22 protein-coding genes are annotated in these 19,485 nt (G+C 47.5%); 1 reads left to right on the top strand and 21 read right to left on the bottom strand.

Going from position 1 to position 19,485, the window contains the following annotated elements; all coding sequences use genetic code 11:
* Positions 1-107 precede the first annotated feature (107 nt).
* A complete protein-coding gene (locus Q7V21_RS11385; protein WP_304917409.1) occupies positions 108-713 on the top strand; it encodes a DUF1080 domain-containing protein in 606 nt (201 codons plus the stop codon).
* Positions 714-756: 43 nt separating this feature from the next.
* Here Q7V21_RS11385 and Q7V21_RS11380 read toward each other — a convergent pair whose 3' ends face one another.
* The 21 genes from Q7V21_RS11380 to Q7V21_RS11280 all read right to left on the bottom strand — a co-directional run bounded on the left by Q7V21_RS11380 (position 757) and on the right by Q7V21_RS11280 (position 19,425).
* Positions 757-1,224: a YaiI/YqxD family protein gene (locus tag Q7V21_RS11380; protein ID WP_304917408.1), complete on the bottom strand. Its 468-nt coding sequence runs from the start codon at positions 1,222-1,224 to the stop codon at positions 757-759.
* An 11-nt stretch (positions 1,225-1,235) separates the two neighbouring features.
* Positions 1,236-1,559, bottom strand: coding sequence for a Na+/H+ antiporter subunit G (locus Q7V21_RS11375; protein WP_304917407.1), 324 nt, complete (start codon positions 1,557-1,559; stop codon positions 1,236-1,238).
* Between the two features lie 8 nt (positions 1,560-1,567).
* Complete coding sequence (locus Q7V21_RS11370; protein WP_304917406.1) at positions 1,568-1,837, bottom strand: K+/H+ antiporter subunit F; 270 nt, start codon at positions 1,835-1,837, stop codon at positions 1,568-1,570.
* On the bottom strand, positions 1,831-2,328 hold the full coding sequence (locus tag Q7V21_RS11365; RefSeq protein ID WP_304917405.1) for a Na+/H+ antiporter subunit E: 498 nt from the start codon (positions 2,326-2,328) through the stop codon (positions 1,831-1,833). Before Q7V21_RS11365 ends, Q7V21_RS11370 begins: the two co-directional genes overlap by 7 nt.
* Positions 2,325-3,851, bottom strand: coding sequence for a monovalent cation/H+ antiporter subunit D (locus tag Q7V21_RS11360; RefSeq protein WP_304917404.1), 1,527 nt, complete (start codon positions 3,849-3,851; stop codon positions 2,325-2,327). Before Q7V21_RS11360 ends, Q7V21_RS11365 begins: the two co-directional genes overlap by 4 nt.
* Positions 3,848-4,240 carry a Na+/H+ antiporter subunit C gene (locus Q7V21_RS11355; RefSeq protein ID WP_304917403.1) on the bottom strand — a complete coding sequence of 131 codons (393 nt, stop codon included), beginning with the start codon at positions 4,238-4,240 and terminating at the stop codon, positions 3,848-3,850. Before Q7V21_RS11355 ends, Q7V21_RS11360 begins: the two co-directional genes overlap by 4 nt.
* Positions 4,240-7,059, bottom strand: coding sequence for a monovalent cation/H+ antiporter subunit A (locus Q7V21_RS11350; RefSeq protein WP_304917402.1), 2,820 nt, complete (start codon positions 7,057-7,059; stop codon positions 4,240-4,242). The genes Q7V21_RS11355 and Q7V21_RS11350 overlap by 1 nt, the downstream gene beginning before the upstream one ends.
* A gap of 140 nt (positions 7,060-7,199) precedes the next feature.
* The gene (locus Q7V21_RS11345; protein WP_304917401.1) at positions 7,200-7,691 is read right to left on the bottom strand and encodes a cytochrome c5 family protein; all 492 of its coding nucleotides are present in this window, start codon (positions 7,689-7,691) and stop codon (positions 7,200-7,202) included.
* 57 nt (positions 7,692-7,748) lie between these two features.
* Positions 7,749-8,753 carry a zinc-binding alcohol dehydrogenase family protein gene (locus Q7V21_RS11340; protein WP_304917400.1) on the bottom strand — a complete coding sequence of 335 codons (1,005 nt, stop codon included), beginning with the start codon at positions 8,751-8,753 and terminating at the stop codon, positions 7,749-7,751.
* A gap of 2 nt (positions 8,754-8,755) precedes the next feature.
* A complete protein-coding gene (locus Q7V21_RS11335; protein WP_304917399.1) occupies positions 8,756-9,190 on the bottom strand; it encodes a DUF1841 family protein in 435 nt (144 codons plus the stop codon).
* Positions 9,190-9,840 (bottom strand): endonuclease III, encoded by a 651-nt coding sequence (gene nth, locus Q7V21_RS11330; protein WP_304917398.1) that lies wholly within the window; start codon positions 9,838-9,840, stop codon positions 9,190-9,192. Before nth ends, Q7V21_RS11335 begins: the two co-directional genes overlap by 1 nt.
* Position 9,841: 1 nt before the next feature.
* Positions 9,842-10,531, bottom strand: coding sequence for an electron transport complex subunit E (locus Q7V21_RS11325; protein ID WP_304917397.1), 690 nt, complete (start codon positions 10,529-10,531; stop codon positions 9,842-9,844).
* A complete protein-coding gene (gene rsxG, locus Q7V21_RS11320; RefSeq protein ID WP_304917396.1) occupies positions 10,528-11,166 on the bottom strand; it encodes an electron transport complex subunit RsxG in 639 nt (212 codons plus the stop codon). Before rsxG ends, Q7V21_RS11325 begins: the two co-directional genes overlap by 4 nt.
* Positions 11,163-12,194, bottom strand: coding sequence for an electron transport complex subunit RsxD (gene rsxD / locus Q7V21_RS11315; RefSeq protein WP_304917395.1), 1,032 nt, complete (start codon positions 12,192-12,194; stop codon positions 11,163-11,165). The genes rsxG and rsxD overlap by 4 nt, the downstream gene beginning before the upstream one ends.
* Entirely contained in the window at positions 12,194-13,720 is a 1,527-nt protein-coding gene (gene rsxC / locus Q7V21_RS11310; protein WP_304917394.1) for an electron transport complex subunit RsxC, read from the bottom strand. The genes rsxD and rsxC overlap by 1 nt, the downstream gene beginning before the upstream one ends.
* Positions 13,717-14,277, bottom strand: a complete 561-nt coding sequence (gene rsxB / locus Q7V21_RS11305) for an electron transport complex subunit RsxB (RefSeq protein ID WP_304917393.1) — start codon at positions 14,275-14,277, stop codon at positions 13,717-13,719. The genes rsxC and rsxB overlap by 4 nt, the downstream gene beginning before the upstream one ends.
* Before the next feature lie 3 nt (positions 14,278-14,280).
* A complete protein-coding gene (gene rsxA / locus Q7V21_RS11300) occupies positions 14,281-14,862 on the bottom strand; it encodes an electron transport complex subunit RsxA (RefSeq protein WP_226072788.1) in 582 nt (193 codons plus the stop codon).
* Positions 14,863-15,067: 205 nt separating this feature from the next.
* Positions 15,068-16,135 (bottom strand): 3-deoxy-7-phosphoheptulonate synthase, encoded by a 1,068-nt coding sequence (locus Q7V21_RS11295; protein ID WP_304917392.1) that lies wholly within the window; start codon positions 16,133-16,135, stop codon positions 15,068-15,070.
* 135 nt (positions 16,136-16,270) lie between these two features.
* A complete protein-coding gene (nhaD, locus tag Q7V21_RS11290; RefSeq protein ID WP_304917391.1) occupies positions 16,271-17,743 on the bottom strand; it encodes a sodium:proton antiporter NhaD in 1,473 nt (490 codons plus the stop codon).
* A 302-nt stretch (positions 17,744-18,045) separates the two neighbouring features.
* Entirely contained in the window at positions 18,046-18,531 is a 486-nt protein-coding gene (locus Q7V21_RS11285; RefSeq protein ID WP_304917390.1) for a low molecular weight protein-tyrosine-phosphatase, read from the bottom strand.
* Positions 18,532-18,537: 6 nt separating this feature from the next.
* Positions 18,538-19,425 (bottom strand): fructosamine kinase family protein, encoded by an 888-nt coding sequence (locus Q7V21_RS11280; protein WP_304917389.1) that lies wholly within the window; start codon positions 19,423-19,425, stop codon positions 18,538-18,540.
* Between the last annotated feature and the right edge of the window lie 60 nt (positions 19,426-19,485).

Below are 19,485 nucleotides of genomic sequence, written 5' to 3'. Positions count from 1 at the left end.
CATCAAGTAGTATCTTTAATCCACCGACAACTAGACTTAGCAAAGCAAAGTAGAAAAGCAGCCATCAAACCAACGACAGAGTTATCGTCCCCCTAAAGGAAAAATAAATGCAACGTGTATCAAAACTCGCAGCTGTTATTGCCGCAGGACTTTCCATTGCAACCGCCGGTGTCTGGGCGACGGGGAAAACTGAATCTGGCTGGGTTTCTTTATTCGACGGTAAGACTATCGGCAGTGAGTGGAATCGTGTTGGTGAGAGCAATTGGCGGGTGGAGGACGGGGCGATTGTTGCTGACAAACTCATGGGGGAGGATGCTGCACATCTGGTTACTCAGAACAACTATAAGGATTTCCAGCTATATGTTGAGTTTTGGTCGAGTGACGATGCCAATAGCGGGGTTTTTCTTCGCTGCCAGGATCCTTCGGAAATCACGTTACGGTCTTGCTATGAGGTGAATATTTTTGACCAGCGTCCGGACCAGTCTTATGGCACCGGTGGGATTGTGCTTTTCGCTGAAGTAAATCCGATGCCCAAAGCTGCTGGTCAATGGAACACTTTTGAAATTACGGCTAAAGGGCGGGACATTACTGTAGTGCTTAATGGCGAGAAGGTTTCACAGCTTAATAACGGTCTATTCACCGAAGGGCCGATCACGCTGCAACACGCAGCAGGTGCGATCAAGTTTCGCAAGGTGGCTATTAAGCCGTTATAAATTCAGCATAGAAAGCTGGTGGAAACTCACTGAGGCGTAATCTTTAACGTTTAGCCTTCTGCAACCACTTATCCAATTGATTACCAAACGCTTGTCTGTCGCGTTGATTAAAGGTGGCGGGGCCACCCATATGTTCACCACTACTGCGCATCGTTTCCATAAAATTACGCATGGTGAGGCGGGCACTGATGGTGTCGGTGGTATAGAGTTCGCCTCTGGGATTTAATGCTAACGCACCTTTTTCGATGGCTTCAGCGGCGAGGGGAATATCGGCGGTAATCACTAAATCGCCTTTTTGCAGCCGTTCGACAATTTCATTGTCGGCCACATCAAACCCGGATTGCACTTGCTGGAATTTAAGAAAGGGCGAGGGTGGTAATCGTAAACTGTGGTTGGCAATAAAGGTGGTATGAGTCTCGGTGCGAGTGGCAGCGCGATACAGAATTTCTTTTATCACTACTGGACAGGCATCGGCATCGACCCATATTTGGGGTTGTCGAGCTTCGGTCACGTTTTTTTCTATCAAGATTTTTTATCAAGCTGGCGGGTGCGTTCAACCTGTTTAACTTTGATATGAATGGCAGCTTTGGCCATCAGATGAGCACTTACCGGCGCGGTGATAAACAAAAACAGCGTGACCAGAATTTCATGCAAGCTGACACCATCAGTTTTTAGACTGAAATGAATGGCTGAAGCGACCAGAATGGCACCGACACCTAGGGTACTGGCTTTGGTTGGGCCGTGTAATCGCATATAGAAATCGGAAAGTTTATATAAACCAATCGAACCGACCAGCGTGAAAAACGCTCCCAGTAAAATCAAAATTGCTAATGTCCACTCGAGCATAATTGCCTCTATTCCATTATGTCGCCGCGCAGCAGATATTTGCTTAGCGCCAGCGTACCCATAAAGCCCATTACGGCGATTAACAGTGCCGCTTCGAAATACAGCGCACTTTTCAGGTAGATTCCCAGCAAAATCAGCAGGGCAATGGTGTTGATATATAAGGTGTCCAGCGCCAGGATCCTGTCCGGTACGCTAGGGCCGATAATCAGCCGGATAAAACTCAGCAGGATCGCAATGGCGACCATCACAAAAGCAATTGATAAGGCCAGATTCAGCATATGACAAAGATCTCCAGCAATGGCTTTTCGAATTTGTGGAAGATTTCAGCTTTGATTTCTGCCACATCATCAATGTGCAGGGCGTGGATCAGTAAATAGCGACGGTCTTCGCTGAGATCACAGCTGACAGTACCCGGTGTTAATGAGATGGTATTGGCTAACAGACTGACACCGACCGGGCTGGTTAACTGTAATTCATAATGTAAAAAGCCGGGATTGAGATTTTTCTGTGGGCCGAGGATCAACTTGGCCACCACCGCGTTGGCAACCAGAATTTCATACAAGACTTTCAGAATGTACAAAACCAGCATCCATGGCCGACGAATGATAATTTGCTCCGGCCAGTAACTGGATGTCAGCCATGGAATAAATACCGCTAAAGCACCACCCAGCACGATATGTCCCGGATCGATACTGTTATTCAGTAATAACCAGATAGCCCATAAAATCAGGGTCAGTAACGGATGGGGAAATATTCGCCGAAACATCATTTGCCGTTTTCTCCATGAGGAAGCGTCGTTAATACGGCATCAATATAAGCCTGATGATCGTATAACTGTGCAGCAATTTGAGCGCTCATATCATTCAAGGGTTTGGCAAAAACTACCATTAACGGACTGACCAGCATCAGCATGATCACTGCCACAAATGCAGATTTATTTAACGGTGATGCCTGTTCCGATTTATCTTTTTTGACACTGTAAAACATCAATGAACCGGAACGACAAACTGCCACAATCATCAACAAGCCGGCTACCAGAATCACCGATAATATGGCCGCAAACCAAGGATGCGTAAGGGCTGAGTTGAGAATCATTACCTTGCCGAAAAAGCCTGATAATGGCGGCATACCGGTTAAGGCAATCGCCAGCACCATGAAAACGGAACCCACAATTATCGGACGATCAATTGGAATAGCCTTGGTCAATGAATCCGCATAGGTGCCTCGACCTCTGAAAATCACATCAGCGATTAAAAACATTGCTGCACCGAGCAGGGTGGAATGTATCAAATAGTAGAAAGTTGCCGTTAATGCTAATTCGGTGTTAATACCGATGGCAATCATCAAGGTCGCGACCGAAGCCAATATCAAATACGCTACCTGACGGCGTAATGCACGTGCGGCCAGTACACCTAACGCAGCCAAGGCCAAAGTTATTAAGCCAAGCAGTAACACCCATTGCACATGCACAAATGCCAGATCACCGGCCTGTTCACCAAAGATGGTGCCGTGTACGCGAATAATCGAATACAGCCCAACCTTAGTCATGATGGCAAATAGTGCTGCAACAGGTGCCGAGGTGTAGGCATACGCGCCGGGTAACCACAGATACAGAGGAAACATCGCGGCTTTAATGCCAAATACCACCAGCAGTAACACCGCCGCGGTAGCGACAATGCCTTGATCTTCCGGAGATACGGTTTGTACTGCAACGGCCATATCCGCAATGTTCAGCGTACCGAGAATGCCGTAAAGCGTGCCGACGGCAAACAGGAACAGCGTCGAACCTACCAGATTAATCACCACATAATGCAGACCTGCGCGAGTACGCAAACGACCACCACCGTGGAGCAATAAACCGTAAGAAGCGAGTAGCAGCACTTCAAAGAACACAAACAGATTGAACACGTCACCGGTCATAAATGCGCCGTTGAGGCCAAACAGCTGCATCTGGAACAACACATGGAAATGTTGTCCCTGTTTATCGGTGTCAGTGCGTATTGCATACCATAAGGCTGCCAGGGCGAGCAGGGATGTCAGCAACAACATCATCGCCGATAAGCGATCCAGCACAATCACAATACCAAATGGTGCCTGCCAGTTACCGAGCAAGACCACTTGCTGAATATCGCTGCTTGCCAGGTTGAAACTGACAAGACTGATGCCCACCAGTAAGCTGACTAATATCAGGTTTAAGATACGTTGTGTCTGAATGCCAGCTGGACGAGCTATCAGCATCAAAATGCCGCCGATTAATGGCAACAATATTGGCAGAATGGTGAACGGACTCATGATGCACTCCGTTCAGAATCAGATTTTGCCGATTTATGTTTACGGGCTTTGCGTTCATCGGCGGAGCGATGCAGCCCATCAACATGATCATTACCCAGTTCGCTGCGCGCTTTTAATGCCAATACGATAAGGAATGCGGTCATACCAAAAGCAATAACGATGGCGGTTAACACTAAGGCTTGTGGCAGAGGATCAGTGTACCCGGCAGCGGCAGGATCGATAACGGCAGGTAAGCCGACTTGTAAACGACCCATGGCAAACAAAAACACATTTACCGCATAGGCGAGCATGGTTAATCCCAATACCACCGGGAAGGTTCTGGCTCTCAGCGTTAAATACACGCCACAACCGGTCATAACGGCAATGACACTGGCAATTAGCCACTCCATTAGTTCACTTCCTCATATTTGATGTGATGCGAGGCATGGCTGAGTTTGCCAAGCTCTACCAGAATCATTACCGTGGCACCCACCACAACCAGGAACACCCCTAAATCAAAGGCTATTGCACTGGCCACTTCAAATTTGCCGACAACCGGCCAAGTCAGATAAGTAAAGGCGGTTGTCAGGAACGGGTAACCAATCAGCATCGATACCACACCGGTTAATGTGGCAATTAATAAACCAATCCAGATCACCCGATGCATATCGATTCTCAAACGCTCGTTAGTCCAGTCAATGCCGTTAGCAAGGTATTGTGAAATCAGGGCAACCGAAGCAATCAGACCGGCAATAAAACCGCCACCTGGCAGGTTATGACCACGCAGGAAGATAAATACCGCTACCATCAGCATTAACGGGAATAATAAGCGGGTCAAGGTCTGCATAATTGGTGGATGTGGATCATGACTCCACGCCAGACCATCGACGTCTTTGGATGGTGCTACCAGTTTCAAGCCTTCCAGCATGGCAAATACGCATAAACCTGCTAATGCCAATACGGCGATTTCACCTAAGGTATCAAAGCCACGGAAATCAACCAGAATCACGTTGACCACATTGGTACCGCCACCACCGGGTTTGGCATTATCAATAAAGAAGTTGGATATAGGCGAATAGTCACGACTCAATACAGCCATGGTCAAAAAGAACACCGAAACTGCGGCGGAGACCGAAATAACGCCATCCCGAGTAAAGCGAATATAGCTGCGTTCCTGCGGTGTGTGTTGTGGCAAAAAGAACAGGGCCAGCAATAACAACACGATGGTGACTACCTCAACCGATAACTGCGTCAAAGCCAAGTCCGGTGCTGAAAACTTCACAAAACCCAAAGCGACAATCAGGCCGACTACACCGATGGTGATCAAGGCGACCAGTCGTTTATGGTGAAGTATTACCGTCAGCACACTGGCAACGATAAGAATGGCAGACATCAGGAAAGTAATGACATCGGCTTCCATCATCACTCGGTTGCCGAGTAATGGTGAGTTGAACTGGAAGAAAGTCGTGATACTTAACACCAAGGCCCCGCCAATTACCCAGGTGACAGCGGGTTGCAAGGTAGTTTGATCAAAGGCATCGGTGACTTTTTTCGATAAGCGGGTAATTTTTCTTAACAACCAGTCAAAAACGGCTTTTCCATCAATGCTGTGCAGACCTTTTTCATTCCAGGCGAATAAACGATGACGGACTGTGTACACCGCCACACCTAATACCAAGGCAATGAAACTCATCAATAAAGGCACGTTAAAACCATGCCAGATGGCCAGACTGAATTCTGGTGCGGCCGTTTGCAGACTCGATGCAACAGCAACCGTCAGAATAGGGCTGATTAAATACATCGGGGCAATACCAACCAACAGACAGAGCACCACCAGAATATCGACTGGAATCTTCATAAAGCGGGGTGGTTCATGCGGTGTTTTCGGCAGATCAATTGGCTCGCCATTGAAAAACACATCATGAATAAAACGCAGTGAATAAGCGACGGAGAAAATGGCAGCGAGTGTAACCAATGCCGGAATCGTCCAAATGGCCAGTGGTGTTCCCGAGGCACTGATAGCTTGTTCAAAGAACATTTCCTTACTCAGGAAACCATTTAACAATGGCACCCCAGCCATCGCGGCCGCCGCAATCATGGCGAGAACTGCGGTATGCGGCATCATTTTGAACAGACCGTTAAGCTTACGCATATCACGGGTACCGGATTCATGGTCGATAATACCGGCAACCATAAACAGCGAACCTTTAAAGGTGGCGTGATTGATGATATGGAAAATGGCGGCAACCAACGCCAGCTCACTGCTAAAACCAAACAGCAGCGTGATAAGACCCAGATGACTCAACGTTGAGTAAGCCAATAGACCTTTTAAATCATGCTTGAATAAAGCGACGTAAGCACCTAGCAATAAGGTAATCATCCCGGCGGAACTGACTAGCCAGACCCATTCCGGAGTACCGGATAAAGCCGGGAAAAAGCGGGCTAATAAAAAGATACCGGCTTTAACCATGGTGGCTGAATGCAGATAAGCCGAAACTGGCGTTGGGGCCGCCATCGCGTGCGGTAACCAGAAATGAAATGGAAACTGTGCAGACTTGGTAAACACACCAAGCAAAATTAATACTAAGGTTGGCAGATATAAGTCGTGGCCTTTGATCAAATCACCCGATGCCAATACATCGGTTAACTGATAACTGCCGACAATATGACCGAGCAGTAACACGCCACCCAGCAAAGCTAATCCGCCCCCACCTGTAACAGCAAGTGCCATGCGTGCACCTTGGCGTGCATCCTGGCGGTGTTGCCAGTAACTGATCAGCAGGAATGAGGTAATGGAGGTGAGTTCCCAGAACACTACTAGTTGAAGCAGGTTTTCCGATAACACAATGCCCAGCATTGAGCCCATAAACATCAGCATATAGGCGTAAAAACGGCCCATGGAATCTTTTGCCGACAAGTAATACCGGGCATAGATAATGACCAGTAGTCCAATCAGCAAAATCAGCAGGGCAAATAACAGTGCCAGACCATCCAGTCGGAAGGCGATATTAAAACCGATCGATGGCAACCAGGACCATTGTTGAATAATGGTTTCGCCGGCAAAGATAAATGTCATGGAAGGGAACAGCAGTGCCAAGGTCAGCAAAGTGGTTAAACCAGCTACCCAGGCTGAGGCTAATCTATTGTAGCGGGTGGCCCATGCAGCAAAAGGTGCTGCAAAAAATGGCAATAAGGCGGCAAGGGGGAGATTAAAACTGAGTAAGCTCATGGCGGCTGGTGTGATCCCTGTCGATGCTAGACGATAATCGTTTCAGCATTTGGCTTAATAACTCTAAAAGTATTGTTTGGGTATTTATCTCAAAAGCTAAGCCGGAATATACCGGCTTAGCGTGTTCATGCAATTATTTTTTAGTCAGCTGATGAAATCATGTAATCCACAGCGGCTTTAACTTCTTCATCGCTTAGTTTCGGATTACCGCCACGGGCCGGCATCATATTGAAACCATTAATCGCGTGGTTATAGACAGTTTCCATGCCTTGTTCAATACGCGGAGCCCAGTCAGCAGCATTACCAATTTTTGGCGAATTCATCATGCCAGATGCGTGGCATACAGCACAGACCTGAGTAACAACTTGTTTACCGACGCTGTTATCACCGGCTTGTGCAGCATCTTCTGTTTCATCAGCAGCGGGTGCTTCGGCAATCTGTTCTTCACCAATATTTTCTCTGGCAACTGGTTTTAATCTTTCGGCAATGGCTTCAGCGTCCATGGGTTCAGGTTCGACTACACCATCAGCAATAGCCAGCATATTTGATAAAATCAGATTGGCGACTCCAAACAGTATGGCTACAACAATTAAACTGCCGATCAAATACTTAGGTGAATTAGTTGATTGCATGTTTACCTCAGTCTTCATAATAGTGGCACTAATTATACGGGCATATGCTCAGCCGCGCTATGTATCAGATAATGGGCCGAGCGTGATTTTACCGATTGTTTGTCCTTGGCGGATTAAATCATGAGCCAGTTCAAGAGTTTGTGAGGTTAATTTGTCAAAATGCTGTTGTGCAATAGGCTGTAATTGGTTTAATTCAACCATCTCAGCAATGCGTTTGAGAATCTTTCCCTGTTGTTGAATATCATTGGTTTGCATACGAGGGCGGGTAAACATAAATTCCCAAATCAGTCCGGCGCTTTTGTTTTTCAGTAGATTCAAATCGACGTGCTGCTGAAAATTGACTACCAGAGCAATCAGACCCTGCGGGGCAATTAATTCAACCATTTGTGGATAGTAATAGTCGCTGTCATTAAGACACAAAATATAGTCCGGGGCTGGCAGATTGGCTTGTTGATAGTTGCTGGTTAAAGAACCTTGATGACTGACAACCGCGTCAGCACCTAATGTTTCACACCATTGTTTGCTTTCCGGACGTGATGCGGTGGCAATGACTTTGAGGGTGGTTAACTGCTTTGCCAATTGAATGGCCATGGAGCCGACACCGCCAGCGCCACCGATAATAAGTAATGTTTTATCCTGATCTTTTTTAGCATCAATTTTCAGACGATCAAACAGACTTTCCCATGCAGTCAGACTGGTTAACGGTAATGCGGCTGCCTGATGCATTTCCAGAGAGTGCGGGGCTTTGGCAATAATCCGTGAATCCACCAATTGATGCGTGGCAAAACAGCCATCACGGCCAACATCACCGGCGTAGAAGACTTTATCTCCAACCCGAAAATCATCACATTGTTCGCCAACTTCTACGATGGTACCAGCGGCATCCCAGCCGATAATTTTACCCGTCGAATCGGCTTGAATAGTTGATTTGACTTTTAAATCCACCGGATTCACTGCTACAGCCTCAACCGCAACCAGCACGTCATAACCGCTTGCTTTAGGTGTGGGTTGGCTGATTATCTGCGCCGTGGCCTGAGCATTCTGGAACTGTAATGCCTGCATGATTATTTCTCCGATAAACCTTGAACTGCTTTGAGATAAGCCGTTTCGGATGGTGGTTGCCGATGTTGCTGAGCCAGCCACAATTGCTCAGCCAGACAATCCACCATCAAATGTTCTGCGGTGTGCCGATCAGCTGTTTTGCTTAGTAACTGTTTATAGGCACCTACGATTCCAAGCGGACGATCGATGGACAGTTGTTCATGAACTGCGATATGCAAACCCATATGCAAATAAGGATTGGTCTGCCCATTCTCCACAAAATATTCCTGACCTGTTTGGATCGGCGAGGAGAGCAGTGGGTGATATTCGGGATGCAAAGCAATGACATCGGCAATCATCTGTTCCAATGCACTGAGCATGTGTCCGGATTGCATTTTTTGCCAGACATCATGATATTGCTGGCGCAGTGCATCACGATCCTGACTGAAAACAGCCATCAGGCAGATTTCTGCTGGCGTTGATTACGACGGAATTCGTCACACAAATCGGTGACAATGCATTGATCACAATGCGGTTTGCGGGCGGTACAGACATAACGTCCATGCAGGATCAGCCAGTGGTGGGCATCCAGTTTGAATTCATCCGGAATCACTTTCATCAAGCGATCTTCGACTTCACGGACATTTTTGCCTTTGGCCAGACCGGTGCGGTTTGATAAACGGAAAATATGTGTATCCACAGCCATCACTGGCTGTTTGAATATCGTATTGAGAATCACATTGGCGGTTTTGCGACCGACACCGGGCAAGGTTTCCAGTGCTTCACGATCTTCCGGAACCTCACCGCCATGTTTTTCAATTAACTGCTGGCAGGTCTTGATAACGTTTTCGGCTTTGCTGTTAAACAGGCCAATAGTTTTGATATAGCTTTTCAGTCCATCTACACCCAGATCAAGAATCGCCTGCGGTGTATTGGCCACCGGATAAAGCTTGTCGGTGGCCTTATTGACACCGATATCGGTGGCCTGGGCAGACAGAATTACAGAAATCAGCAATTCAAACGGCGAGTTGTAATTTAACTCAGTAGTTGGCGCTGGATTTTGATCGCGCAGTCTGCTGAAAAATTGTTGCCGCTGCGTTTGATTCATCTTAGCCAGTCGTAGTTTGAGGCGTCAGCACTTCAGTTTCTACTTTGACAGCACGACGACTGACACGGGCATCAATGACATTCTTCAATGCCACAATCAGACCCAGACCGATAAAGGCGCCGGGCGGTAAAATGGCAATCAGGAAGCCGCGATAGTCTTCAATCACAGTGATTTCCAGCCCACGAGCGCCTTCACCAAACATCAAGTGTGCCTGACTGAGCAAAGTACCCTGACCCAGTAACTCACGCATACCACCCAATAACACCAGTACCGCCATAAAACCAATACCCATCATCAATCCATCAAGTAATGATGGCGTGACCGGATTACGTGCAGCAAAGGCTTCGGCACGGGCAATGATGGAACAGTTGGTGACGATTAACGGAATGAAAATACCGAGGATCAGATACAACTCATGAAACCAGGCATTCATCGATAATTCGATGGCAGTCACGATGGAGGCAATGATTAAGACAAACACTGGCAGACGTGCTTCGTCCGGTATCTGGTGACGTAAAATGGAAATAATACCGTTAGAAGCAACCAGCGTCAGCAGTGTGGCAATCCCCAGTCCCAAGCCGTTAATCATGGTATTAGTCACGGCGAGCAATGGACATAAACCCAGCAATTGAACCAGAGCGGGGTTATTTTTCCACAGGCCGTCTTTAATAATCTGAGTGTAGATTGTCATCTGTTTTCCTCTGCTGGGACAAACAACTTATCCTGATTGGCCTCATAAAATTCTAATGAACGTCTGATGGCATTGACCACAGCACGGGCAGTAATTGTCGCCCCGGTGAACTGATCAAAATCACCACCATCTTTTTTGACTTTCCACCGCGATTTGTCGGGTGATTCTAATGATAACCCGGCAAACTGCAGGATCCAGTTATCCCGGTGCACATCAATTTTATCGCCCAGCCCCGGTGTTTCTTTGTGACTGATAACCCGAACACCTGACAGGCGGCCATCAACATTAATAGCTATCAGTATTCTGATACTGCCACTGTAACCATCCGGTGCTACGCTGCTTAATACCACAGCCACCGGTTCATCATTTTTTCTCGCCCGATAAACCAGTGTTGGTTCAGTCGTACCCAATTGCGGGGTAGGTGCTAACACAATGGTGTCATTCAGAATAGCATTGTCATATGACTGTTTAGGCACCAACACATTAATGGCATCTAATAACGCCAGACGTTCATTTTCTTTGATCTGCTCGCGCGTACTTTCTTCGGTGTAAGCCACTAATGTCGTTGCCACAATAGCAAACAGGGCCAGCATCAGGCCAACCCGAAACGCCGGTTGATTCCACAATGCTTTCATCGTTTAACCCCACCATAAACCCGTGGCTGCGTGTAATAATCAATCAGTGGTACCAGCATGTTCATCAGAATAACGGCAAAGGCAACGCCATCCGGATAACCACCCCAAATACGAATTACGTAAGTCAAAATGCCGACTCCGGCACCGAATACGATACGACCTTTTAATGTGGTCGAACCCGATACCGGATCCGTGGCAATAAAAAATGCCCCCAACATGGTGCCGCCGCTTAGTAAATGAAACAGCGGTGAACCGGAAATAGTCGGGTCGATTAATGTGGTGATACTGCTGATAATCAACAGTGCCAGAATCATCGCCACTGGCACATGCCAGCTGATGACTTTGCGATAAATCAACCAGATACCGCCCAAGGCAAACCAGATATTGATCCATTCCCAACCCAAGCCGCCGGCCATGCCGAACATTTGCTGACTGCTGATAAACTCGGGATGTTGCTGCAACACAATCTGCGTTTTCATTACATCAAGCGGAGTTGCTCCGGAGTAGGCATCAATACCCAAACCATTAAACTGGCCGGTGAAAATTAATTGCAGCGCGCTTAACCAACCCATCGGTTGCTCGGCCATGGATTGCACCGGTAACCAGGTGGTCATTTCCAGCGGGAAGGAAATCAGCAATAAGACATAGCCGACCATGGCAGGATTAAACGGGTTGTAACCCAGGCCACCGTATAAATGTTTGGCAAACACAATGGCAAAGGTCACACCCACCACGGTCATCCACCACGGTGAGAGCGGGGGAATAGCTAAAGCCAGCAAAACGGCTGTTACTGCTGCACTGCCATCACTTAAGAAAGGCTTTAACGGCCGCTGACGTAATTTCAGCATCAAAGCTTCAGTGATTAATGCCACTGCAACGGCAAGCGTCACATTGATCAGCACCGCTGGACCAAAATAAATGGTCATGGCGATCACGGCTGGAATCAAAGCAACAATCACTTGCAGCATTTGCAGGGTGACGCGATTGGCACCAGCCAGAAACGGCGGGCTCAGCCGAAAAATAGGCATCAGGCTTTTTCCTCAGTTACCGAATCTGCAGATTCTGCTGGTGTTGCTTCGTCATCTTTGGCTTTTGCTGCTTTGGAGGCAGCCAATGCAGCTTTACGCTGGCGCTGACGTTCTTCTTTTTCCTGCTGCTCACGCTCAAGACGAGCCAAACGGCTTTCATGACGTTCTCTGGCAAGATCTGATTTATGACGTTCACGTTCCTGGTTCATGATTTCTGTTTTAGCAAAACGGAAATAGGAGACCAGTGGAATTTTGCTCGGGCAAACGTAATCGCAGCAACCGCACTCAATGCAGTCAAACAAATTGTAATCACGGGTTTGATCAAAATCCTTGGCCCGTGAATACCAGTAAAGCTGTTGTGGTAACAAACTGGCAGGACAAACGTCGGCACAATCACCACATCTAATGCACGGTAATGGTTGCGCTGGTGGAGCCACATCATCAACACCGACCAGAATACAGTTGGCGGTTTTGGTGATTGGTAAATCATCACCCGCCAGACTGTAACCCATCATTGGGCCACCTTGGATAAACGGCTCATCAGGTTGACGACGGGTTTCACAAAAAGCTAATAAGTCTTTGATTGGCGTGCCAAACAAGGTTTCAAAATTACCGGCATGGGTGACATCGGTACCCGTTACTGTCACCACTCGGGAAATTAACGGTTCGCCATGCAAAATGGCACGACCCACAGCATAGGCGGTGCCGGGGTTGTGACAGACAATGCCGATATCAATTGGTAATTTATTGGTAGGCACCTGTTTGCCAGTGACAACCTGAATTAACTGTTTTTCACCACCGGTTGGATAACGGGTCGGCACCACCACAATCTCGGTCTGGGACAGATGTGTTCTACCGGAAAGGGCATAGCGCATTGCCGCAATAGCTTCAGGTTTATTGTCTTCAATGGCGAGAATGCAACGTGAAGCCCGCAGGGCAAACAACATGATTTCGACACCATCCAGAATGCCTTCAGCACGTTCACGCATCAGCATGTCGTCACAGCTGATGTAGGGCTCGCACTCTGCGCCGTTAATCAACAAGGTTTCGACAGAGTGATGTACGCCCGGATTAAGTTTGATAAAGCTGGGGAAACCCGCACCACCCAGACCGACAATGCCGGCATCACGGATGATCTGCCGTAATTCATGGGCAGAATGCTGACGAAAATCGGCAATTTGCTGACGTTCAATCCAGCGATCTTCACCATCTGTTTCGATGGTTATGCAAGGCGCAGATAAACCGGAAGGGTGTGGAATAGCATGATCACCAATAGCGGTTATTACACCGGAAGTTGGCGCATGCAGACACACCGACACGTGCCCTTCAGCACGGGCAATACGTTGGCCTTTTAATACCTTGTCGCCAATTTCAACAATCGGTACTGCCGCCGCACCAATATGCTGTTGCAGAGGCAGAACCAGTTGTTTGCTGATCGGTGTTTTACGGATTGGTCCCTGAGTGGAACGTTTTTTATGGCCAGGCAGTTTCAGGCCGCCCGGGAAATCACTTAACGGCGCACTCATGATCCGGTTCTCCGTTGCAAATCAACATGTGACGGATCCGGCCAGCGCCAGGTATGTGGATTCGGCTGCGTTTCCACCATATCAATACAATCTACAGGACAAGGTTCAACACATAATTCACAGCCAGTACATTCGTCAGCAATAACGGTATGCATATGTTTGGCGGCACCGAGAATGGCATCGACAGGACAGGCCTGGATACACAAAGTACAGCCAATGCAGCGAGCCTCATCAATGACGGCCAGCATTTTGGGTTTTTCCACCCCGCATTCTTCATCCAGTGGTTTGGGTTCGACATCAAGCAGATCCGCTAAAGCCTGAATAGTGGCTTCACCACCAGGCGGGCAGCGGTTGATATCGACTTCACCGGCTGCAATCGCTTCAGCATAAGGCCGGCAACCGGCAAAACTACATTGTCCGCACTGGGTTTGCGGGAGGATTTTATCGATTTGATCAACAATCGGATCCCCTTCGACTTTAAAACGGATCGAAGCGAAGCCGAGCACAAGTCCGAGAATCAACGCGAGCAGCGTGATGGCGATAATGGCTGTCAACATAGTTTAGACCTTGACCAATCCGGCAAAGCCCATAAAGGCCATCGACATCAACCCGGCGGTAATCAAACCAATGGCAGCACCCTGAAAAGGAACCGGCACATCAGCTGCGGCCAGACGCTCACGCATAGCAGCAAAAATGATCAATACCATCGAGAAACCGACTGCGGCACCAAAGCCGTATAACGCCGATTCAAGGAAGCCATGTTTTTCCTGCACATTCAATAAAGCCACGCCCAATACAGCACAGTTGGTGGTGATTAATGGCAGGAAAATGCCCAATACCTGATACAGCAACGGGCTGGTTTTATGTACGACCATTTCGGTAAATTGCACTACCACCGCGATAACAAAAATAAAGCTGATGGTACGCAGGAATTCAAGACCGAGCGGGGATAGCAGATATTCGTTAATCAGATAGCTGCTGATAGAAGACAGAGTCAACACAAATGTGGTGGCCAACGCCATGCCCATCGCTGTTTCCAGCTTGCGCGAAACACCCATGAACGGACACAGGCCGAGGAATTTCACCAGCACAATGTTGTTCACCAGAATGGTGCTTATCAAAATTAGGGCATAGTCAGCCATGTAATAACCTACTGATTTTCTCAGGAATTCAGTCGAGTTAACGCTTAGACCTGATTCAAATACAAATTACGAACCAAATATTATAGCTTAATAATGCTTTAAATGTCGCGTTGCGATTGAGGTTAAGGCTTGCTGGTGAAGGACTTAGCGTCGTGGCAACAAGTTTGCAATCTGACCATGTGACTGGTCAGAAATTCCACGGGTTTTAGGTGGAAGGCGAAACTTCGCGGCGTTGTCTGACTGCAGCAGCCAATTCACGTAACAAGGGTTCACTGTTATCCCACGCCATGCACGCATCGGTAATGCTTTGACCGTAGACCAGCTCTTTATCTGCTTCGACATTTTGTCTACCAGCCACCAGATTACTTTCCAGCATCAGGCCGATAATTCGCTTATCTCCAGTAGCAATCTGCTCGGCTACGTGACGAGCAACGACTTCCTGTTGCAAGTGATCCTTACCGCTGTTGGCATGACTGCAATCCACCATAATGCGAACCGACTGACCGCTACGGCCAATCACTGCAGCCGCCTCATCAATACTGGCTTTATCGTAATTGGGTTTTTGGCCACCTCGCAGGATCACATGGCAATCCGGATTACCGGTGGTGGAAAAAATCGCAGAATGCCCATCTTTAGTCAGCGACATGAAATGATGCGGTTTAGATGCTGACAGGCAGGCATCTACGGCAATCTGCAAACCACCATCGGTCGCATTTTTGAATCCTACCGGGCAGGACAAACCAGAAGCCAGTTCACGATGCGCCTGACTTTCAGTGGTGCGTGCACCAATTGCGCCCCACGAAACCAAATCAGCAATATATTGCGGGCTGATCAAATCCAGATATTCCGTTGCGGCTGGTACGCCCATTTCAGCGAGATCCAGCAACAGTTTTCTGGCGATATTCAGACCGTCATTAATTTTGAAACTGCCATCCAGGAAGGGATCATTAATCAGTCCTTTCCAACCAACCACTGAACGCGGTTTTTCAAAGTAAACGCGCATAATGATATGCAGATCGTCAGCCAGCTCTTTAATTAACGGCTGTAAACGGCTTGCGTAATCACGTGCAGCATTAGGATCATGGATAGAGCAGGGACCGATGATGGCGATCAGCCGATCATCACGGTGATGCAGGATCTCCTGACAAGCTGTGCGAGCGTTAAACACGGTTTCAGATGCCGCATCCGAGATCGGTAATTGTGCATGCAATTGCGCTGGCGGCAGAACTTCCTGAATACCAACGATGCGTAAATCATCTGTGTTGTAACGCATTTTCAACCTGATTTGTGTTCAAAAAAATAATCGACAATTGTAATACTTCGGGGCTTTTTTCGCTATTTCAAGTTGTTAGAGCCGGTTGAACTTTCAGTCGATCCTGCATAAGTCGCAATGCAAAATCGACATACCCTATGGCAAGGTGACAGCAAATAAATCCGCATTCAGCCAGAGGTGTACCCAGATACTGGCGATATAGCCCAGCGCAATGGCCCAAATCCATTTTAAATGGGCGACAAAGGTATAAATTCCGCGGGCTTGACCCATCACCGCAACACCAGCAGCTGAGCCGATAGAGAGTAACGAACCACCCACACCTGCGGTTAAGGTAGCCAGTAACCATTGCCCGTGACTCATGTCAGGCATCATTGATAACACGGCAAACATTACCGGAATGTTATCAACTACTGCGGAAATCAGACCGACCATGATATTAGCAGTAGTGGCACCTAATTGACCGTATAAAAACTCTGAACCGACGCTCAAATAGCCAATTGTGCCCAAGCCTCCGACACACAAAATAATGCCGTAGAAAAACATCAAGGTGTCCCATTCTGCGCGTTGCAATTGCTCAAAAATATTGAACGGCATTTTTTGTTGGGTTTCATCCTGAATATTAAATGCGGTCTGACCATCGTTTTCGCGTTTATCCAGCAAACGCTTATCGCGCATTTTGAGGAAATAGCCATGCAGTTTCAGTAAGCCTAAACCAGTCATCATGCCAAGCACGGGAGGCAAATGCAGAAAATGATGACTGCTTGCAGCCATTGCGATGGTCAGGATAAATAACCCTACCACAACCAAAGCCCCGGTTTTTAGCGGAGCATATTCATGCACCGCCATTGAGCCTACATTTTTGATTGCTAATGATAATAAAACTGCCGGTATTAACCAGTTCACCAGAGAAGGCACAAACAGGGCAAAAAACTCATGAAATGCCAGTACGCCTTTTTGCCAGACCATCAGGGTGGTGATATCACCAAATGGACTGAAAGCACCGCCGGCATTGGCTGCTACAACGATATTGATACAGGCAACAGCAATGAATTTATGATTAGTACCGGCCACCGCCATGACCACAGTGGCCATTAATAAAGCTGTTGTGAGGTTGTCAGCGACTGGCGAGATGAAAAAGGCCATTAAACCAGTGAGCCAGAAAATGGTTCTTAAAGAAAAACCTTTATTGACCAACCAAGCACGAATAGCATCAAAGATGCCCCGCTCACCCATGGTGTTGATATAAGTCATTGCTGCCAGCAGGAATAAAAACAGTTCGGCATATTCCAGCAGGTTGTGGCGAATCATGGTGCCAGCCGTTTCATGGAAAACCGGATCGGTTTGCTGGGCGTAAATCATTGCAATCAATACCCAAATCAAACCCGCAGCCACAATGACCGGCTTGGACTTGCGCATATGGATCTGTTCTTCGGCAATAACCAGTGCGTAAGCAACAAAAAATATCGCTAATGCTGCAAAACCAACCCAATGACCTGTCAGATCCAGCAAGGCCACATTTTCAGCCGCCCACAATGTTGGGGAAAATAGGGATGTTAAGACAAATAACGTCCAGCCAAACAAGGACTTGGATAAGCCTGAAACGGGCATGATAGCTTCCTGCGATGGGGGGTGAAAAAGCTGTTAGATGATACCCCTCATCACAGGAATCACAACCCTTATTTTTGGTCCTGTTTCTCTTTCATTGCCACCACTGCAGGAAGCGCATTTAATCAAATGAGTTTGTAATGATGCGAAGTAGCGATTTTACAGAGTAATAGAACAAAAAAGGCTCCAGCCCGTTGGGTTGCGGCTGAAAATGCACCACTCCACGTTGCTCGTCGTTTATTTAGAATTACTAAACTTCACTCCTCGCGCCTTGATTGGTACATTTTCAGTCACAACAGAGGTGACTATGAAAGTTCAACAGGTCCTAGAACTTTTTGATAGAAACCTTCAGCAGCATCAGTGACTAAATCAAATACATGGTTAAAGCCATTCTGCCCACCGTAGTAGGGATCTGGCACATCTGTTTCATCACGGCCTTCGGCATAGTCAAGAAACAGTCTGACTTTATGTTGATATTCAATCGGGCAGGCTTGTTGCAGGATATCCAGATTGTCCTGATCCATTGCCAGAATGTAATCAAAATGCTCGAAATCTTCGTAGCGAAACTTGCGCGCTCTGATAAAAGACAAATCTACACCGCGTTGTTTGGCGGTTTGTTGGGCACGGGCATCAGGTGGTTCGCCAACGTGATAAGCATGAGTGCCGGCAGAATCGACCAGAAACTTGTCACTGGTACCTTTATCTTTCAGCAGACTTAAAAAAACGCCTTCAGCCGTAGGTGAGCGACAGATATTGCCCATGCAGACGAATAAAACTTTGACTTGACTCATTCTTTGCTAACTCCGTAGCTCGGCCAGTAATTGTGAAATCATGGCATCGGCCTGACCGAGGTAGCCGCCACCAAACAGATTGAGATGATTGATAATATGATAAAGGTTATAAAGTGTTTTGCGAGTGCGATAACCCGGATCGACTTTTCTGATACTTCGATAACCGGCATGAAAATCAGCGCCAAAACCACCGAATAATTCAGTCATTGCCAAATCGGTTTCAGCATCGCCGTAATAGCAGGCAGGATCAAATATCACCGGATTACCATGCTCGTCCGCCGCCGCATTACCACCCCATAAGTCGCCGTGTAATAAAGAAGCTTGTGGTTGGTAGTCGGTAAAAAATGCCGGTAATTCGTCAATCAAGCGTTCGCCATTTTTTTGCAAACTACCGCTAAACCCATTGCGTGCCGCGAATTCAAGTTGTTTTCCCAGACGTTGTTGTTGCCAGAACTCCACCCAGTCGGCAGAACGATCGTTTATCTGTGGTGTGCTGCCAATAGTGTTATCCATATGCCAGCCAAAATAGGGTTGTGGCTGTTGATGTAACCGCGCCAGTTGTTCGCCGAGCCTGGCATTGGCTCCACCGCGCATGCTGCCAAGCGGAATGTATTCCAAAACCAGATAACTATGACCATCGGCCGTGCCATAACAAATAACTTCCGGCACACGAACAGCGTTAAGTCCTGCCATCTCCTGCAAGCCTTGAGCTTCGGCAGCAAACATGTCCGCCAGATTCGGGCTATTTACTTTGATAAAAAACTGTTTGTCCGGAGTTTTCAACTGATAGGCGGTATTGATGCAGCCACCGCCGATAGAGGAGAGTTGATTTGGTTGGCAGCTTAGTCCAGTGACACGTTCAATTTCCTGGATGATTTCAGTGAGTTGAGCCATGTTTTCCTCCACGAAAGGTGAGCGGGTAATTTAACCATGCTAAGCTGAAACGACAATTTT

The sequence above is a fragment of the Methylophaga sp. genome (assembly GCF_030651745.1).
Note: the sequence above shows the minus strand (reverse complement) of the source record. Positions and strands in the feature narration are given on the sequence as shown.

Bases quoted from the DNA above. Each gene is read 5' to 3' on its own strand.
- Q7V21_RS11385 (WP_304917409.1), top strand. From the start codon at position 108: ATGCAACGTGTATCAAAACTCGCAGCTGTTATTGCCGCAGGACTTTCC.
- Q7V21_RS11375 (WP_304917407.1), bottom strand. From the start codon at position 1,559: ATGCTCGAGTGGACATTAGCAATTTTGATTTTACTGGGAGCGTTTTTC.
- Q7V21_RS11370 (WP_304917406.1), bottom strand. From the start codon at position 1,837: ATGCTGAATCTGGCCTTATCAATTGCTTTTGTGATGGTCGCCATTGCG.
- Q7V21_RS11365 (WP_304917405.1), bottom strand. From the start codon at position 2,328: ATGATGTTTCGGCGAATATTTCCCCATCCGTTACTGACCCTGATTTTA.
- Q7V21_RS11360 (WP_304917404.1), bottom strand. From the start codon at position 3,851: ATGAGTCCGTTCACCATTCTGCCAATATTGTTGCCATTAATCGGCGGC.
- Q7V21_RS11355 (WP_304917403.1), bottom strand. From the start codon at position 4,240: ATGGAGTGGCTAATTGCCAGTGTCATTGCCGTTATGACCGGTTGTGGC.
- Q7V21_RS11350 (WP_304917402.1), bottom strand. From the start codon at position 7,059: ATGAGCTTACTCAGTTTTAATCTCCCCCTTGCCGCCTTATTGCCATTT.
- Q7V21_RS11345 (WP_304917401.1), bottom strand. From the start codon at position 7,691: ATGCAATCAACTAATTCACCTAAGTATTTGATCGGCAGTTTAATTGTT.
- Q7V21_RS11340 (WP_304917400.1), bottom strand. From the start codon at position 8,753: ATGCAGGCATTACAGTTCCAGAATGCTCAGGCCACGGCGCAGATAATC.
- Q7V21_RS11335 (WP_304917399.1), bottom strand. From the start codon at position 9,190: ATGGCTGTTTTCAGTCAGGATCGTGATGCACTGCGCCAGCAATATCAT.
- nth (WP_304917398.1), bottom strand. From the start codon at position 9,840: ATGAATCAAACGCAGCGGCAACAATTTTTCAGCAGACTGCGCGATCAA.
- Q7V21_RS11325 (WP_304917397.1), bottom strand. From the start codon at position 10,531: ATGACAATCTACACTCAGATTATTAAAGACGGCCTGTGGAAAAATAAC.
- rsxG (WP_304917396.1), bottom strand. From the start codon at position 11,166: ATGAAAGCATTGTGGAATCAACCGGCGTTTCGGGTTGGCCTGATGCTG.
- rsxD (WP_304917395.1), bottom strand. From the start codon at position 12,194: ATGCCTATTTTTCGGCTGAGCCCGCCGTTTCTGGCTGGTGCCAATCGC.
- rsxC (WP_304917394.1), bottom strand. From the start codon at position 13,720: ATGAGTGCGCCGTTAAGTGATTTCCCGGGCGGCCTGAAACTGCCTGGC.
- rsxB (WP_304917393.1), bottom strand. From the start codon at position 14,277: ATGTTGACAGCCATTATCGCCATCACGCTGCTCGCGTTGATTCTCGGA.
- rsxA (WP_226072788.1), bottom strand. From the start codon at position 14,862: ATGGCTGACTATGCCCTAATTTTGATAAGCACCATTCTGGTGAACAAC.
- Q7V21_RS11295 (WP_304917392.1), bottom strand. From the start codon at position 16,135: ATGCGTTACAACACAGATGATTTACGCATCGTTGGTATTCAGGAAGTT.
- nhaD (WP_304917391.1), bottom strand. From the start codon at position 17,743: ATGCCCGTTTCAGGCTTATCCAAGTCCTTGTTTGGCTGGACGTTATTT.
- Q7V21_RS11285 (WP_304917390.1), bottom strand. From the start codon at position 18,531: ATGAGTCAAGTCAAAGTTTTATTCGTCTGCATGGGCAATATCTGTCGC.
- Q7V21_RS11280 (WP_304917389.1), bottom strand. From the start codon at position 19,425: ATGGCTCAACTCACTGAAATCATCCAGGAAATTGAACGTGTCACTGGA.